The organism is Psychrosphaera aquimarina (genome assembly GCF_032461525.1).
Taxonomy (GTDB): Bacteria; Pseudomonadota; Gammaproteobacteria; order Enterobacterales; family Alteromonadaceae; genus Psychrosphaera; species Psychrosphaera aquimarina.
Window position 1 is genome coordinate 346,838 of sequence record NZ_JAWCUA010000003.1, and the last position, 17,332, is coordinate 364,169.

General features: G+C 37.9%; 19 protein-coding genes. 10 read left to right on the forward strand and 9 right to left on the reverse strand.

Features of this window, described 5'->3' with window-relative positions; all coding sequences use genetic code 11:
- Positions 1-94: 94 nt before the first annotated feature.
- Positions 95-1,552 carry a bifunctional D-glycero-beta-D-manno-heptose-7-phosphate kinase/D-glycero-beta-D-manno-heptose 1-phosphate adenylyltransferase HldE gene (gene hldE / locus RT723_RS04775; RefSeq protein WP_315946071.1) on the forward strand — a complete coding sequence of 486 codons (1,458 nt, stop codon included), beginning with the start codon at positions 95-97 and terminating at the stop codon, positions 1,550-1,552.
- A gap of 32 nt (positions 1,553-1,584) precedes the next feature.
- Here hldE and RT723_RS04780 read toward each other — a convergent pair whose 3' ends face one another.
- From RT723_RS04780 to RT723_RS04810, 7 genes are all read right to left on the reverse strand, one after another.
- Positions 1,585-1,983: a ribonuclease E inhibitor RraB gene (locus RT723_RS04780; protein WP_315946072.1), complete on the reverse strand. Its 399-nt coding sequence runs from the start codon at positions 1,981-1,983 to the stop codon at positions 1,585-1,587.
- Positions 1,984-2,054: 71 nt separating this feature from the next.
- Positions 2,055-2,615: a sensor histidine kinase gene (locus RT723_RS04785; RefSeq protein ID WP_315946073.1), complete on the reverse strand. Its 561-nt coding sequence runs from the start codon at positions 2,613-2,615 to the stop codon at positions 2,055-2,057.
- 35 nt (positions 2,616-2,650) lie between these two features.
- Complete coding sequence (locus RT723_RS04790; RefSeq protein ID WP_315946074.1) at positions 2,651-3,496, reverse strand: hypothetical protein; 846 nt, start codon at positions 3,494-3,496, stop codon at positions 2,651-2,653.
- A 110-nt stretch (positions 3,497-3,606) separates the two neighbouring features.
- Complete coding sequence (locus tag RT723_RS04795; RefSeq protein ID WP_315946075.1) at positions 3,607-4,395, reverse strand: ABC transporter substrate-binding protein; 789 nt, start codon at positions 4,393-4,395, stop codon at positions 3,607-3,609.
- Between the two features lie 119 nt (positions 4,396-4,514).
- Positions 4,515-5,633: a DNA alkylation repair protein gene (locus tag RT723_RS04800; RefSeq protein ID WP_315946076.1), complete on the reverse strand. Its 1,119-nt coding sequence runs from the start codon at positions 5,631-5,633 to the stop codon at positions 4,515-4,517.
- Complete coding sequence (locus tag RT723_RS04805) at positions 5,630-7,021, reverse strand: 3-deoxy-D-manno-octulosonic acid transferase (protein WP_315946077.1); 1,392 nt, start codon at positions 7,019-7,021, stop codon at positions 5,630-5,632. The genes RT723_RS04800 and RT723_RS04805 overlap by 4 nt, the downstream gene beginning before the upstream one ends.
- Positions 7,011-7,778: a 3-deoxy-D-manno-octulosonic acid kinase gene (locus RT723_RS04810; protein WP_315946078.1), complete on the reverse strand. Its 768-nt coding sequence runs from the start codon at positions 7,776-7,778 to the stop codon at positions 7,011-7,013. The genes RT723_RS04805 and RT723_RS04810 overlap by 11 nt, the downstream gene beginning before the upstream one ends.
- 121 nt (positions 7,779-7,899) lie before the next feature.
- On the opposite strand from RT723_RS04810, the gene RT723_RS04815 reads away from it, so the two are divergent.
- The 6 genes from RT723_RS04815 to RT723_RS04840 all read left to right on the forward strand — a co-directional run bounded on the left by RT723_RS04815 (position 7,900) and on the right by RT723_RS04840 (position 14,186).
- A complete protein-coding gene (locus RT723_RS04815; RefSeq protein ID WP_315946079.1) occupies positions 7,900-8,946 on the forward strand; it encodes a glycosyltransferase family 9 protein in 1,047 nt (348 codons plus the stop codon).
- Entirely contained in the window at positions 8,946-9,524 is a 579-nt protein-coding gene (gene gmhB / locus RT723_RS04820) for a D-glycero-beta-D-manno-heptose 1,7-bisphosphate 7-phosphatase (RefSeq protein ID WP_315946080.1), read from the forward strand. The genes RT723_RS04815 and gmhB overlap by 1 nt, the downstream gene beginning before the upstream one ends.
- Positions 9,525-9,727: 203 nt before the next feature.
- Positions 9,728-11,605, forward strand: coding sequence for a choice-of-anchor I family protein (locus RT723_RS04825; protein WP_315946081.1), 1,878 nt, complete (start codon positions 9,728-9,730; stop codon positions 11,603-11,605).
- Between the two features lie 196 nt (positions 11,606-11,801).
- The gene (locus RT723_RS04830) at positions 11,802-12,041 is read left to right on the forward strand and encodes a FeoA family protein (protein WP_216055319.1); all 240 of its coding nucleotides are present in this window, start codon (positions 11,802-11,804) and stop codon (positions 12,039-12,041) included.
- Positions 12,042-12,043: 2 nt separating this feature from the next.
- Positions 12,044-13,861 carry a ferrous iron transporter B gene (gene feoB / locus RT723_RS04835; RefSeq protein WP_315946082.1) on the forward strand — a complete coding sequence of 606 codons (1,818 nt, stop codon included), beginning with the start codon at positions 12,044-12,046 and terminating at the stop codon, positions 13,859-13,861.
- A gap of 88 nt (positions 13,862-13,949) precedes the next feature.
- Positions 13,950-14,186 (forward strand): hypothetical protein, encoded by a 237-nt coding sequence (locus RT723_RS04840; protein ID WP_315946083.1) that lies wholly within the window; start codon positions 13,950-13,952, stop codon positions 14,184-14,186.
- Positions 14,187-14,199: 13 nt separating this feature from the next.
- Here RT723_RS04840 and RT723_RS04845 read toward each other — a convergent pair whose 3' ends face one another.
- A complete protein-coding gene (locus RT723_RS04845; protein ID WP_315946084.1) occupies positions 14,200-14,490 on the reverse strand; it encodes an antibiotic biosynthesis monooxygenase family protein in 291 nt (96 codons plus the stop codon).
- Positions 14,491-14,545: 55 nt separating this feature from the next.
- Complete coding sequence (locus RT723_RS04850; RefSeq protein WP_315946085.1) at positions 14,546-15,034, reverse strand: GNAT family N-acetyltransferase; 489 nt, start codon at positions 15,032-15,034, stop codon at positions 14,546-14,548.
- An 85-nt stretch (positions 15,035-15,119) separates the two neighbouring features.
- Between RT723_RS04850 and RT723_RS04855 the strand changes: the two genes are divergently transcribed.
- The 3 genes from RT723_RS04855 to RT723_RS04865 are packed head-to-tail and all read left to right on the forward strand — an operon-like array spanning position 15,120 to position 17,124.
- The gene (locus RT723_RS04855) at positions 15,120-15,902 is read left to right on the forward strand and encodes a polysaccharide deacetylase family protein (protein WP_315946086.1); all 783 of its coding nucleotides are present in this window, start codon (positions 15,120-15,122) and stop codon (positions 15,900-15,902) included.
- A 3-nt stretch (positions 15,903-15,905) separates the two neighbouring features.
- Positions 15,906-16,265: a hypothetical protein gene (locus RT723_RS04860; protein WP_315946087.1), complete on the forward strand. Its 360-nt coding sequence runs from the start codon at positions 15,906-15,908 to the stop codon at positions 16,263-16,265.
- Between the two features lie 55 nt (positions 16,266-16,320).
- Complete coding sequence (locus RT723_RS04865) at positions 16,321-17,124, forward strand: hypothetical protein (protein ID WP_315946088.1); 804 nt, start codon at positions 16,321-16,323, stop codon at positions 17,122-17,124.
- The last annotated feature ends 208 nt before the right edge of the window (positions 17,125-17,332 follow it).

Below are 17,332 nucleotides of genomic sequence, written 5' to 3' on the forward strand. Positions count from 1 at the left end.
AGGGCAATTGCCACCTGAGACAACGCGGTCCCATCTGTTCGACAATTAATATTTAATGTATGCTTACCCTATCTAGCTTTTAGTGAATTTATCTATGTTTGATTTATCTATTTTTAACCACCTTTCTGATGTAAAAATTTTAGTCGTTGGCGACGTAATGTTAGACCGATACTGGACTGGTGACTCTAAACGCATTTCACCCGAAGCCCCTGTTCCTGTTGTTAAAATTAGTGGTCTAGACGACAAAGTGGGTGGCGCGGCCAACGTAGCTTTAAATATAGCTCGTTTAGATGGGCAAGTTACCTTATTAGGTATTATTGGCGATGATGAAAACGGCGACCGTTTAGAGCAATTATTAACAGATGAAAACATAAATTCCGCATTAATTCGACAAACCGAACAACCAACCATCACTAAACTGCGTGTCATTAGCCGCCAACAACAAGTTGTACGCTTAGACTTTGAAGAACAGTTTGCAATTGCTCACGCAAAGTCGTTGCAGCAAAAATTTGAACAAGAATTGGATAACTTTGATTTCATCTTATTTTCTGATTACGCCAAAGGATCATTAGCGTGTATAAAAGAGATGATCAGTACGGCCCGAGCTGCAGGCAAGACAGTATTAATCGATCCTAAATCAAAAGACTTATCTGATTACGCGGGCGCAACAGTGATCACTCCAAACAAAGACGAGTTTATTGCCGCTGGTGGTCTAGTTCATAACGAAGAGGTGATATGGCAGTCAGCACAAGATGTGATGACGAACTGCAATATTGAATCAATTTTGTTAACTCGTAGTGAACAAGGTATGTCAGCGATAACACGTACTGAAAAAGTAGATATGCCAGCACAAGTATTGGAAGTGTCAGACGTTACCGGTGCGGGTGATACTGTGATTGCCACGTTAGCTATGATGATGGCGGCAGGATTAGAGTTAGCAGACGCGGCTAAAGTAGCAAACTTAGCGGCGGGTGTGGTCGTTGCTAAATTAGGTGCGGCTACGGTTTCTCCTGAAGAGTTGTATGGGGTCGTTAATAAAAATATGTTTGCTTCTAAACAAGCACACTATCAGACGCCATTCGATGAAGTGTTAAAACATATTGAGTTTGCCCGTCAAAGTGGCGAGAAAATAGTGTTTACTAATGGCTGTTTCGATATTTTACACGCCGGTCATGTACATTATTTAGAGCAAGCTAAAGCATTAGGTGACCGCTTAGTGGTTGGTCTCAATAATGATGAATCTATAACTCGCTTAAAAGGCCCTACACGCCCGGTTAATCCATTAAAAGAAAGAGCGACTGTTATATCAGGATTAGCCAGTGTAGATTGGGTGATCCCATTTGGTGAGCTAAATGGCAATGAATATGACGACACCCCTTTTAACATCATTAAACAAGTTAACCCAGATGTGTTGGTCAAAGGTGGTGACTATACACCCGAAACAATAGTAGGCGCTGACTTTGTGCAAGCTCAAGGTGGACAAGTCGCTGTCATTGAATTTGTTGATGGTTGTTCGACCACAAAGATCATCAATAAAATACAGCAAAAATAAGAAAAGCAGGGGAATAACCTTCCCCCCTAATTTTACTTCACTACAGCAGCTCCCCACCCTACATGTTTGCATGCGCCAGCAGGTATAATTGGCATGAGCTTATTCCTATATGTTGTAACTTCATTTAATGTTAATGGCATGGACATGTTTAAAGAAGTAGACCATAACTGGTCTTTGTCAGAAAAGTTTATGTAATCATCTTCAAACCCGAGCAACACCCCTTTCTGTGAAATATCCGTCACCACCTGTTGAGACTTACAATCTATAAAAAAGCTAATGTAGTGTATTTTTGCTGGGTTGGATCCTTGTTGAACCAAAAGGTTAATTAAACCTTGATCAGACGTTTGATAGTCGAATTCACTTTGTTTATTTTTGGTTGTGCAGCCAAAGATCAACAGCGAGCATAACGATATCATTAGGATTTTATACATATATCTTCCTTGTAATAGGGGGAGAAAAGGCGTGGCTGTTAAAGTTTATAACTTTTACCAGCCAGTTAATATTATTCCGTTACTTGTTTTGGGATAGTAATGATAGCCTTAAAGCCGTTGCCTAAACTACTCTCAATTTGAATGTTACCTTGTAACACTTTTTTAATGATATTTAACACAATTGGCATGCCTAAACCTGTGCCTTTATTGTCCTCAGCCGTAGTAAAAAAAGGGTCGAACATTTTACTTAACACTGCAGGTGTCATGCCTTTACCATTGTCTTGGTAAGTAATTTCTATGTAGTTGGCATCTATGGCTTTTATCACTATATCTATCATGCCAAAACGACCATCGGAAAAGCCATGTATAAATGAATTATTAATTAAATTAACAATGACTTGGCCTAAAGGGCCGGGAAAACTATCTAAATTATACGATTCAGACGTTACATTAATCTCATGGTCGATAGCTTTGTGTTTTAAATTCATATTAAACACATTTTCTTCAATGCATTTTTTAATATCAAAAATACGTCTATTTTCGCTAGACTGGTCAACCGCAACTTGTTTAAAAGTCGTAATGATCTCGTTAGCTTTATAGATATTACCTTCAATAACTTTGGTGCCTTCCAATACGTTTGTTATGTATTGATCAAGTTGACGTTTGGTTAACTTGCCTTCATCGGCACTCTTTTTAGGATTTTGGTCGAATCATTAACATGGGTAGACGCGGTTAATCCTATGCCAAGAGGGGTATTGAGTTCATGTGCTACACCCGCAACAAGATCCCCTAATGCCGCTAGCTTTTCAGTTTCCATTAACTGTCTTGAACTTTTTTCTAATTGTTTTTTTTGTAGTTCAATAGAATCCAACATCGAATTAAAACTGGCAGAATATATGGAAAATTCATTGTTTCCATATGCTTTCATGCGCACATGTGCTTCTTTATTTTTAAGTCGGTTTACCACCGAAATAGCGTATTCAATTGGCCGGATTATGCGTAAGTTTAAGATATATAATAATAACGCAATACATAAAATGGTGAGCAGAGCGCTAAGGATAAAATTGAATATAAGTTTGGAACCAAGATCTATCTCCAACTTATTCAGTTTGTCATTACTTAACATGGTTACGGCTTCTCTAATGTCACTTAATGCAACACTTAAAGCATACTCAGAATCCGTAAACATATCCGCAAGTTCTTGTACTGAACGGTCTGATTCAAAGTAAATCTTTAGCGCCTTGCGGTAAGATTTACTGTTAAGTTTAATGTCATCACTAAGTTTATCTATTGGTGTCAACAGGGCGGAATCGTAGTCCAATAAGTTTTTTAGCTCATTCAATTCTGCGTATAACTTACGCTCGTTTTTATAAAAGTTATTTAAAAAAGTCTGATATCGCCCTTCGGTATGACCTCGTAATAAAATATTCTTCCAGCTTTCTTTATATTTATGGAAGGTGAGATCTAATTCGATGGCGACTGAAAGGGTCTTGTTCAATTTGGTATTTAACATTGTGACATCATGTTTAATCACATTTATTCTATAAAATAACGACAGACCTATCGTGATCAACAGGACGAACATTACTAATACAGTGCTGAAGACTTGGGTACGAATCTTCATTATTTTAATAACGCTATAGGTTTAAATAATACGTTATTGTTCACTCTAAATTCGCCGATAAGCGTTTGTGCTTTATCGCTTAATAACCAATCAACAAATTGATTAGCAACTGCATAGTTTTGTTTTTCAGTCGTAGTTACAATCGCAGAATAAGGGTTTAATAATTGCGGTGCATTTTCAAAAACAATAGTTAAATCAACTTGGTTTTCCTTTGCCAACCATGTTCCCCTATCTATTAAGGTATAAGCTTGGCGTACATTCGTTTCTAATAATGTTTTGGCCATGCCTAATCCAGTTTCTATGTACCAAGGTTCACCAATAGGATCGTAATTAAACTGTTGCCATAAGATTTCTTCTTTTTTATGGGTTCCAGAACTATCCCCTCGCGAAACAAAAACCAACTGGTTATCCACAAGGTGTTTAAAAAAATGCAGTAAATCTGTGTATGTATTTTGATCCTTACCAACAATGATAAAGTCGTTAAACATGAAAGGTTCACGTCGAGAGCCAAAACCTTGTGCCATATATTTTAATTCAGCGGGTTCGGAATGAACCAACAACACATCCACTTTGCCTTCTCGGCCTAATTTGAGTGCAGCGCCTGTGCCAACAGCAATATAATTAACATCAATGTTAGTTTGTTGGGTAAAGTGTGGCAGAAGATATGTGAGCAACCCGCTATTATCAGTTGAGGTACTCGTTCCTATTTGTAGGGTCTTTGCCATAGGGGAACTGATGAAACAGAACGGTAAAACAATAAATAACGCCAATAAACGGATGAAATTCATACAGTAAGCCAAATAGACATTTCTCTTTATAATTTAGCAAGCTAAAAGTTAGTGTCAACAAAGTCAGGTTTTTTTGTTATTAATTGTAGCTCATTGATAGCCGTTACAACGACTAAATATCAAATACTCAAAGTAAATTCAGTAACCGCAAACTCTTGACCATTTATTAACAGGGCGCATTTATGTTGCCCCGGATAATACTTGCGGGTACTTATCTGTTTGATGTTATGTTTTTTGGTTAAAGAAATGGTTTGCTCTGGAGCTAGGGTAAACGCTTTCCATTTAAATACTTTAGGGCTCAGTTTGCCATTTGCTTTTTGATGATAAACAACATAATCCAACAGTATGCTTTTCGACGAGGTATTATTGTTGGTTAATGCAACACGGATATCAAAATTATCCCCCATGTTTATTGTGGTAGATGACAAAGATAATTGCGGTGTTATCGCTGTTGGAGGTTCATAACCCAATACAGATAAGGTGGTTGTATGGCCTTGTTTAATCAGGGTTCTACAAGCATGTTTTACTAAGCGTTGACGATTGTTGTCTGCATTCAAAAGCCAATTTTTTGCGATATCAGCGATTAAATCTGGGTGGTTTTTAGCAATATCATTTAAATGATTCGCCACACTTCTGCGTACGTATTCAGAGTTATCGGATTTTAACCTTTCTAACAAAGGTAAAACTAAACCAGGTTGTTGTTTAAACAAGGGCAGTTGCATTGCCCAAGGTAATAATGGTCGTGTACCTTCACTCACTAGGCGGCGTACATGATGGCAATTATCGTCGCACCAAGATTGCATTATTTGCAAACACATCTGCGGTTGCTGCAGTAACAAATAACGAATGCCAAACTCGCTAGTAAATAACTTAGTCATTACCCTTAAACCCTCTAATGACTCAACAAGGTAGTCTTGGCCTAACTCACCTATATATTGAGTAAAAGGTAAAATCATCCAACCGGCAACACCATTTTCATCGGTTGTGATCTCTGTCAGATCTTGATTATCTTGGATTGGATGTAACGTGTTTAATAATATTGATAATGAGGTTAAATAATCTTTTGGTAGGTAATGTTTAAGGGCGATACAGATTTGATTTGCTCTGTCTTTTAATTCTCGATGTTCAATATCGTCAGAGGCCAGTTTGATAAAACCGTTTTGATTAAAACCTGAAAAATTATCAGCAATATGTTGAGCGGTAATCACAATGAGTTCAGTGTTAAATACGTTTTTCATGGTGTTGACTTATCTAACATTTGTAATAATTCTGAGCTAATAATTTCTATAATTCCAGCATTAGCCGTTAATGTACTTAAGGCTTTATTTCCTGCGTCCTGCATAGACTCTGGTGCCGATAACCACGTATTAATCTGGCTAATAAACTCAAAGTTGCTATTGGCAATAAATAATCCCCCGTCAGATTGCAATGTATGGCAAATCTCTGGGTTATTATACACATGAGGCCCCATTATGATGGGTTTGGCGTAGGCGGCAGCCTCAATTGGATTATGGCCTCCACGTTTAACAAATGAGCCACACACAAAGGCGATGTCACACACACCATATAATTTACTCAGTTGGCCCATTTGGTCTCCGAGTAATACATCGGTATCGGCATTGGAGGTTGTCGATTCGCTCATCTTAACAACGTTCAGTTGTTGGCTGTTTAAGTAGTCAAATACAGTTTCAAAGCGTTGTGGATGACGTGGGCAAATGATTAATATTAAGTGCGGATTTTGAGTTTTAAATTGTTTATAGGCATCAACCAATAAGCTTTCTTCACCTTCATGACTGCTCCCTGCAATAATGACTTGGCGATGAGTTAAGTTTAATGATGCTCTTAATTGCTCAGCTGCAACTAAATCGGCTTGGCCAATATCAAACTTAATGTTGCCTAATAACGTCAGTTTATTGTTATCAATACCCATGGCTATGTAATTATCAAAGTCGGTTTGATTACGGGCATAGACCCGTTGTAACTGCTTAATCATGGCCTCAGCCAATACTCCAACCGTTTGATACCCTTTTCTGGTTTTATCAGTCAGACGTGCATTTACAATGCAAACTGGAATTTGTTTTTTATGGCATTGGTTAATTAGGTTTGGCCATAACTCAACTTCCATGATCAGCATAATGTCAGGGTTAACTTGTTTTAACAGTGATGACATCAGCCAAGGTAAATCAATGGGTAAATAACAGTGTTTGACTTTATCTATTAATGAATCATCTAAAAGCCGTAACAGCTGTTCTTTTCCCGTCTTCGTATTTGTGGTGATCACAAATTGTAAATTCATGTCGCAGTGAAGGCTGGACCTTATAAGGTTTTTGATTAAAGGAATGACAGCGACAACTTCTCCGACAGATGCGCAGTGGAACATCACAGTTTTAACATCTACAGAGTTTATTTGGGTTGTTGGTGAGAACAACTCCCGAGCCACCAAACCATATTTTTGGCCCCACGCCCAATCACGTTTTTCGGCTCCGGTTAAGGATTTACCCAAGGCAAAAAATAAAACTTGTCGGAATAATGCAAACACCCATTTAACTAAATCCACACAGGTAAAGATGACTAATAAGAGGTTATAAATAAACAAACTGAATGTTCGCTTTATTTTATAAATCATTGCCCATATCCCAATAACAATTGTTGCCAATGTCTGTCGGTAAAGTGGAAGGTTTGTTCCTTATTTTTTCTTTTTCTAATGAACGTAATAAGCGGGCTAAGTTAGCTTGCTGCCAAGTATCAGACGGTGCTTTGAATTCACAGCGATCAAAGTCAATTAAAAACACCTTTCCGTTTTTGTCTATCATTATATTGTGGATGTTAAGATCGCTATGGTAAACGCCATTTTGATGAAACTGTTTTATTGTTGCCCCAATATTTTGCCATGTTTGATCGGTTAAGTTTTGACTGATTAACCAATAAAAACCATCTTTAGCATCGACTATACGTTCAATTAAAATATCATTCCGACACCACAGGCCAGATACTTTGGTGACCATAGCCGCAATGGGATTTGGAACGGGCAAATCTAACTCCACCATTTTTTGTAACATGGTGAATTCAGCAATGCTGCGGGTATTTTCTATTCCGGTATAAAGAAATTCATCGTTTAATACCTTACTAACTAACCCACCACGATAATAATGACGTAATACAAAGTGTCGTGTTTGTTTTGACTCTGTGTTGTTGCCTAGGTATTTAATAAAATAGGTGGTATTTCTACCTTTGGATTCTCCTGTGATTGCGTTTTGTTTTTCCCAAAATGCCGCATCAAACCAATCGTGCGTGACAGGCTCGCTTAGACTTTTATGGGCCAATATAGTGTGTCCATCTTGTATAGTTTTATGCCAAGACAAATGAGTTGGATTTGATAACAATACGAGTTCTTACAAGTTTTAAGTTGGAATAGTGTAAATCATACATTAGCATTACCAACTTAAGCCAATTTGATTTTATTTCTGCGCGATTTATTTTTGTACTTTATACCTAGGAGTTTGAGTGTCTTTGCAATCTATCTGTATTTTGAGGTTATCAGCCATAGGTGATGTATGTCATGCCGTCGCTGCCGTGCAAGCAATTCAAAAACAGCATCCAAACGCTAAAATAACTTGGATTATTGGCAAAATAGAAAAGATGTTACTAGATGGGTTGCCAGGCGTTGATTTTGTGATTTTTGATAAATCCAAAGGCAAAGCCGCCTTTAAACAACTTAAACAAGATTTAGTCGGACAACAGTTCGATGTGTTATTGCATATGCAAGTGGCCTTAAGAGCCAATTGGGCAGCACAATTTATTCACGCTAAACGTAAAATTGGCTTTGATTGGAGCAGAGCAAAAGAATTACACGCTTTATTCACCAAAGAACGTATTGCTCCACAGTGTGAACCTCATGTATTAGAAGGCTTTTTTGGCTTTGCAGAAAAGCTAGGTGTGCCAATATCAGAACTAAACAATTTAACTTGGGACATTCCTGTTTCAGATCAAGACATCGAATTTGCCAATCAACATATTGCACCAGATTCTAAAACCTTAGTGATCTCGCCAGCTGCCAGTAAAAAAGAACGTAATTGGTTACCAGAGCGTTATGCTGCTATTGCGGACTATGCTGCAAGTAAAGGGTTTAATGTTGCGCTTTGTGGTGGTCCAGCGCCAATCGACCGTGAACTTGGTGATGCGATAAAACAACATGCACAAATTGAAATTATGGACCTCATTGGCAAAACCAGTTTAAAACAAATGTTAATGTGTTTAAAAAATGCGTCATTAGTCTTAGCGCCAGATACCGGCCCTGCTCACATGGCAGTGACGCAAAGAACGCCTGTCATTGGTGTTTACGCTCATTCAAACCCCAAACGTACAGGCCCTTATTTATATCAAGATTATGTTGCTGAGGTTTATCATCAAAATTTGTTACAGCAAAAAGGAAAGCCTGCGGATAAACTTAAATGGGGTGTGAGAGTCAAAGGGACGGATTTAATGCAACAGATAACGGTGGAACAAGTTCAAACCCAGTTTGACCGTATTGTTAAGGACTTTGCACTCTAATGGCACAATCTTTAAATATTAATACTGAATATAAAAAAGCATTGTTTTTAGACCGTGATGGTGTAGTGAATGTCGATCATGGTTATGTATCAGAGCCAAAAGATTTTGAGTTTATTCAAGGTGTGTTTGAAGCATGTAAACAGTTTCAAGAAGCTGGTTATCAAATTGTTATTATCACCAATCAGTCAGGTATTGGCCGAGGCTATTATACCGAACAGGAGTTTGAAGAACTTAGCGCATGGATGACCGAACAATTTAAATTCAATGGGGTAGATATATTAGCGGTTTATCATTGCCCACATCATCCTACCAAGGCGAATCCACCGTATTTATTGCAATGTGATTGTCGTAAACCTAATCCCGGCATGTTATTCCAAGCAATGCATGAACATAGGTTAGATCCGGAAATATCCATTATGATTGGCGATAAAAAATCCGATATTCAAGCCGCAAAAAATGCTGGAATAAAACAGCGTTTTTTAGTCAATTCAGGTCAATCATTAACATCTGATGGCATGTCTTTAGCTGACGGCACATATGCTGATTTACTCAGTGCAGCTAACGACTTATTAGATTAATCGTTGGCTTAATAAGGCCGCATATTGTTAACTCCTTCATTTTATTATTGAAAATAACATCTGAAAAATGACAGCTTAGTTACAGATAAAAAACATCAAACATTAAACTGTCATTTTGCTGCAATCCTAAGGTCATCAACTTATCTTTTAATCACCTAAATTTTTTATAAACAATCACTTATAACAAGGTTTAGGAATTGATAATGAAATACAGAAAAACCAGTTTGGCACTGTTATTAGCTACATTAATTACCGGTTGTGCAGAAGACGGCGAAAACGGTGTAAATGGTAACGATGGGGTTAATGGTACAAATGGCGTTAACGGTACAAATGGCGTAAATGGCACTAACGGTGTTGATGGGGCTGACGGCAAAGATGCAACGACAATGTTAGAGATTGAACTAGTCGGTCGTGCTCAATTAAATGCCAGTGACCCTGAAGGTGCAGCTGAAATCGTTTCTTATCAAAACTCTACAGGTTGGGTATATGCAATTAATAGCTCAGCATCTCCTGCGGTTGTTGAGATCATTGATATCAATGGTATGGATAAAGCTGAATTAACAGCTGATACCGAAGGGGTCATTACCAATACCAATCTAACCGCATCTCAAACCATAAACTTAGCTACCAGTGCATCATTATCGGGCGATGCCAACAGTATTGCCGTTGATAATAACAATAACTTGTTAGCCGTGGCTGTAGATTCAGGTACTAAAGGTGTTAATGGACATGTCGCGTTTTATGATATCTCTGGTGCAGCACCAAGTTTTATCAAAAATGTAGAAGTGGGTGACTTACCTGATAATGTTGTTTTTAGTCATGATGGTAAAAAAGTGCTGGTTGCCAATGAAGGTGAGCCTGCCGATGATTATGTGATTGACCCTGAAGGATCTATCTCCGTCATTAACGTAACAAACGGCGTACCGGCAGACACAGCAACACAGATCACTTTTGAAGATTACAACGACAAACAACAAGAGTTAGAACAACAAGGCGTTAAATTTGCCAATCCTAATGGACTAACGATTAAAGGCCAAGTGCGCACTTATACTGTAACGCAAGACTTGGAGCCGGAATACATCGCTGTATCTAAGGACAACAGTAAAGCGTATGTTTCGTTACAAGATAATAATGCCATGGCCATTGTCAATCTTAGTAATAACAGCGTTAAAGTAGTTGGGTTGGGCGTTAAGGACTGGAGTGAATATCAAATTGACGTGTCTGATAAAGATGGCGGCATTAACTTCAAAAAATACCAACATTTATATGGTTTATACCAACCTGACACCATAGATTCTTATCAATGGAATGGCGTAGACTTTGTTGTTTCTGCAAATGAAGGTGACGCAAGAGAGTATATCGCTTTTGAGCGAGATGCTGCAGAAGATGCGGGTAAAGCGGAATGTGAAACCGATTTTCCTTCTGGATCGTATGATTGGGATGACGGTGAAGAAGTGTGCATTGCTTATACCGATGAAGTACGTGCTAAAGACTTGGAAGATTTAGCGACCGTAACACCTGAATTAGATGCTTATATCAGTGAAATGGGTGGCAATGATGGCCTTGGTCGTTTAATCGTGACGTCATCAATGGGTAAAAACGATGATGGTGAGTACGCCGACTTATATAGTTTTGGCGCTCGTTCATTTTCTATTTGGGATCAAAATGGTTTGTTAATTTTTGATTCAGGCGACCAAATTGCCAAGATAACGGCAGCAATGCATGGTTCGGCGTTTAATAATAATGAAGATGAAAATGTTGGGGATACCCGTTCAGATGCTAAAGGTGCAGAGCCAGAAGCCCTAGCGTTAGGTAAAATTGGCAATAATACTTATGCTTTTGTTGGCTTAGAGAGAATGAGTGGCATGTTAGTGTTTGATATTACTAATCCATATGATGTGAACTTTGTTGATTACTTCTTTAACCGAGGTTTAGTTGAAGATGCTGACATAACAGGTGACTTAGCACCTGAAGGAATGAAGTTTATTGATGCCGCACATAGTCCAACAAACCAAGCGTTATTAGTCATAGGCAACGAAATCTCTGGCACAGTAGCGATTTGGCAAATTAATGAAAAATAATCATTTTTGTTAATATGGGTTAGTTATCCAAATCGATAACATCAATAAGGCAGTGTTTATTCACTGCCTTTTTTATTGGCAAAAATTGGACATAGATCAAAAGTGAGTAAACTAAACGGTAATAATAACTATTATCATTTAACAGTTCGAATAAATAAGGTTATTATGGTTTCTCTTCTTTAGAATTGAGGTTCATATGACTTTATGGGAATTACACAAGGGTGGAACTGCAAACATTTCCCATCTTTGTGAGCATTTAGATGATTCAGTCAGCACCCGTTTGGTAGAAATGGGGTTTGAAACTGACCAATATATTAAATGTCTACGTAGAAGCATTTTTTCCGGCCCACTAGTCATTCAAATTGGTGATTGTGTCTATTCATTAGAACAAGCATTAGCTGAACAAATTTTCATCTCAACGTCGAACAATAATTAATTATGAAAAAAATTCTCTTAGTCGGTAAACCTAACTGTGGCAAAAGCCTATTGTTCAACCAACTTACTGGCCTTCGACAAAAAGTCGCAAACTACCCTGGTGTCACCGTTGAAATTAAAAGTGGCGCAATGGGAGAGTATGAAGTTATAGACTTCCCTGGCACTTATTCTTTAAGCACCATGTCCATTGATGAACAAGTAGCGGTTGAACAACTGACCCTTCGTGTAAACGATGACGAAACTGAGCTTGTTGTGTGTGTATTAGATGCCACTCGGTTAGAGCGCAGTTTAGTGTTTGCATTACAAGCGCAACTGTTAGCCAGCAAAGCAAACAAACCCATTGTATATGTTTTAAATTTTATCGATGAAGTAAAACGGTTTGGCCATGACATAGATATAGATGGGTTAGCCAATGAACTCGGTGCTCCGGTTTATGCTTTGTCTGCCCGTTCACTTGATGGCATCGCTGAATTTAAAAATGCCTTGTTAAATGCCGAGTATAAAAACTTCAATCCTTTGGTTCCAAAGATTCCATTAGAAACCACCAAAGAAGTGGTCGATTTCAGCCGTGCATTGGCTAAGACCTACGCAATAAATAAAGATGTAGTGCTTAAAAATCAAAACAAGGTTGATAATTTTTTACTGAATAGCCTGTTTGGTTCATTTGCATTTTTAGCCATTATGTTTGTGCTCTTCCAAAGTATTTTTACTTGGGCATCGCCATTAATGGATGGGGTGGAAACCATTATTGCCGGCATGGCTGTTTTCATCACGCAATTCACAGGACAAGGAGTCGTTACGGACTTCTTGAATGACGCCATATTTGGTGGTGTTGGCTCGTTTTTAGTGTTTGTACCGCAAATTATGGTGTTAACGTTCATTATAGGCTTGCTAGAAGACAGCGGATATTTAGCCAGAGCGGCATTAATTTGTCATAAACCGTTAAGTTATTTTGGATTATCTGGAAGAAGTTTCATTCCTTACCTTTCCGGTCACGCCTGTGCTATCCCGGCCATTATGGCGGCACGTACGATTGAATCTCCGCGCAAACGATTAATCACTATGATGACAATTCCGTTAATGTCTTGTTCAGCACGATTACCGGTTTATGCGTTATTAGTATCTGTATTTATCCCATCTGATGTTTATTGGTTAGGAATATTTAACCTGCAAGGGGTTACGTTTTTTGGTTTGTATATGTTTGGTATCGTCACGGCGTTGATTATTAGTGCGTTATTAAGCCGCTCAAGTATCACCGACCATGAAAAATCTGAAATGCCATTTATTATTGAATTACCAAGTTACCGTTTACCACATTGGAAACCGCTTTATCACAGAGTGATCAACAGTGGCGTACAATTTATAAAACGTGCTGCGCCAATTATATTTATGGTCGCGGTGGGCATTTGGGTTCTGGGTTATTTCCCGTTGAATGCAAGTTTAGAAGAGTCTTGGTTAGGGAGCATAGGTCATTTTGTTGAGCCTATCTTTGCCCCACTTGGTTTGGATTGGCGTTATGGTATTGCCATTTTAATGTCGTTCTTAGCCAGAGAGGTGTTTGTTGGCGCGCTTGGTACCTTATATGGAATGGAAGGGGCTGACGAAAACATTGCTGGCCTCGCACAAAATATAATGAACGATGGCTTGCCATTAGGTACAGGTATTGGTTTGTTATTATTTTATGTTGTAGCTTTGCAGTGTGTTGCCACCGTTGCGACATTGAAAGCAGAAACCGGAAATAGCAAATTATCTTGGGGGTTATACGCCGCCTACGGCGTACTTGCGTATATCTTGGCCTTCTTGGCAAATGCATTAATCTAATACGACAAAGGTTGAAATATCACAAGTGGCAGCATATGGTTGCCACTTCTGCTAACTAAGTTATATTTACGGATAATAAAGAGTTCCAATGGAAAAAAGATTAACGATATTTAACTGGGTCACCCTTGGTATTTGTTTTATGGTCATGTTATTTGGGCTAGCACAGCTTGGGTTTTTAATTGGCTATGTTGCTGTTTCTAAAGATTTTAGCTTAGAGCAAATTGGTTACACACCTTTAGCGTCTGTGTTTGCTGGAATCACAGCCATATATTTGTTTGTTCGTACCATTAAAAATGCCAGTACAAGTACTGGAATTAAAGATTAGCTAATAAACTAACTTAGTTAGAACGATATTGGCGTTTAATTTCAACTACTTCAACACTATAAGATTGGTACCAATTTTTCTGGCCAAGTTGTTGTGCTAGAAGATGTTCCGGATCTTGTTTCCAAGCTAATATCGATTGTTCATCTGGCCAATAAGAAATCGCCACTTCTTGTTCACCCTCACATACCGCAACAAAGTCTAAACAGCCATATTTACTAAATGCTAACTCTCGCATTTTTGCTGCAGTTTTGGAATATTCATCATTTAACTCTGCAATTTGTGCTTTAAATATCACTGCGTACATTCACATTACCTATCTTTAATGACTAAAAACTTGATGAGATTGGTATAAAAAATGATTAACTTTTGTAATGTTTAACCATGTAAACACAACCATCCATCGGCATCTCTTCAGGGTACTCGGCTTCTACAAAGCCTAATTTTTGATAAGCGTTTTTGGCTTTATGATTGTCGTGAAATACAAACAAAGACAGCATATCCGCCTTTAGTTGCGCACAACCTTCATGCGCTAACAAATGGATTAAATCCGCTATTTTATTTTGTCCACGACATTCAGGGTTAATCACCAGGCGACCTAAATGACATCTGCCCACCCTAGAATAATACTGACCAAAACCAACTAACATATCGGTATCTACACACTCATTTTTTTCAGAGTATTTTAAGCAAAATGAAGGGAGTCGCTCCATGCTCAAGTCTTGATAAAATGAGGCTTGGGTAAAGGGGTAACGAAACTTAGGTCCCGACCACGTTCTTAGGTGGATTTCATCTGGAAACCACTGACTTATCGTATTTATGTCAGACTCTGTGGGTGTCGTAAGTTTCAATAACATCTCCTAAAAAGTATAAACCATTGCTTTATGTTTCAACATGTTAAACACTAATCAAAATTAATCAGTTTGGGTAGTGCTTATGTTAATTAAACTCACTCCATATTTGCTGTCACTGTTTTTGCTTAGTACGCCAGTTTGGGCAAACAAAGATGATAATAATTTTACTTGGCCAAAACATTACAAAGCCGCTGTTAGTTTGTCTTATGATGATGGTTTATATAGCCAAATCCACAATGCCATTCCAGAACTAGACAAACACAATTTGAAAGCCTCGTTTTATTTAACCTTGGCATCGCCAGCGGTTGATGAGTATATGGAGGTTTGGCGTGCTGCGGCCAACAACGGTCACGAATTAGGTAATCATACCGTGTATCACCCTTGTCGTGGTTCGTTACCTAACAGGGATTGGGTTAATCCACTGCATGACACGGACAAAAATACGGTAGTAGAAATGGTAGAGCAGGTCACATTAGCCAATACCATGTTAAAAGCGATTGATGGCAAAAAGGACAGAACCTTTACTATTCCATGTGGTGATTTATTGGCGAGTGATGGTAATTACGTGGAACGAGTTCGTCCAAAATTTGTTGCGATTAAAGCGAATAATCCAGACTTACCTAAAAAATTCGACTTACTGTTTACACCAGAAAACGTAACCGGTAAGCAGCTAATTGATTTTGTTAAAAAAGCGGAACAACAAGGTGGCATTGCCAATATATTATTTCATGGTATTGGTGGTGATCATCTAACGGTGAGTACTAAAGCGCATGCTGAGTTATTAGATTATTTAGCCAACCACAAAGATATTTATTGGACCGATACATATATTAATATTATGCAATACGTAATGGAAAATAAGTGATTTATGGAACCTAACTTTGAACGTTATACCTTAAAGGAGTTACAGGAGTGTTTCGAAAGCTTAGACAAAGCTAAGTGGCCGGAACGGGCAATCAAAATTGAGCAGTTAATTAAGCAAGCGAAGTGCAATCCAATCCATGTTTCTGAGGAAACGACACCATTAAATAAAGATGTAGTTATGATGTTTGTGATCGGGCTAACAATAATTGTTTCATTGATTTTAGGTAAAGTGACAATATCAAATCGCTATGACGGTTTTAGTTATGCAGATAACCCATTTGTTTTTAGTCTTTGTATCGGTGTGTTGTTGTTTATTTTTTTGCAATATCTCTCAAGGTATTTAATCTCGAAAAAAGACGATTAGCTAATAGAGATTATATAAATTAATATTAAATTTAGTAAAAGAAAAAAGGTAAGTTATGAAGGGAATATCAAACCTAACTATATTCATCATATTCTTGCTCACAATGAATGTTCAGGCTGGTCAACAAACTGTATGTGGGCAACAAGAGCCAGAGTGTACCAGCGTTGAAGTAACACAAGAAATGGTAAAGTACGAAATAAAACACGCCGATTCTTACAGTCCAGTAAAGATTGAATATTTAATATCGCACTCAATTACAACCGAATTTGGGATTGTCACTAATAAAATCTTGAACAGTGTCCACATCCAAAATGCAAAAATAGAGGTTACATTAGATAATTGTACTAAAAGTGATTGCAACAAAATGGCGTTTGTAAACTATCTGACTACACAGTTTAATGATGTTGATACACTTTGGGCTTTGTTTTTTTCAGATGCGGTTAAATACTTAATGTCAGAGTGGATAAAGAAGGAAGATCTTTCTCGTTTAGAACAACATGACACCTTCTTTAAGTCATTAGAAAACGATGTTACCGGTTTAAGTGCGAATATATATGTTTATTTTATTGGCACCAATCGCGAGCCTTTAGGTTGGGTGCAATTGGGCAGAGATCGCAATCGTGAATTGCATATTAAGAATGACCTTATTTTTGCGATAGGCAGTAATAGTAATGGGCAGTCTATTTTACACATGAATATTGGCGCGTTGGAAAGCTCAGATTGGTTTAGAGATTATGTCTATGTCTATCACACAATACATGGGTGTGGGCAACAACAAATAAGTTATCAAGACAATAATGGTTTTACCACTAACGGTCTAAGAATGGTTTGTTCCTACTCAAATAAGCAAGACTATTAATTACTCAAGCACTTGCCCACCCTTAATAACTAGGCTGTTACTTATACAGGGTTAACAGCCCGTCTTTGTTTGTGCATTTAACTGCACAAAATCTAATAAATACGATTAGCAAAATTAGGGCTAGAACGCGCCGTTTTACTGTACTGGATGAATTAATTCTATACAATTCAGCACATTATTGAATAGTCATCTATTATTCTATTTATTG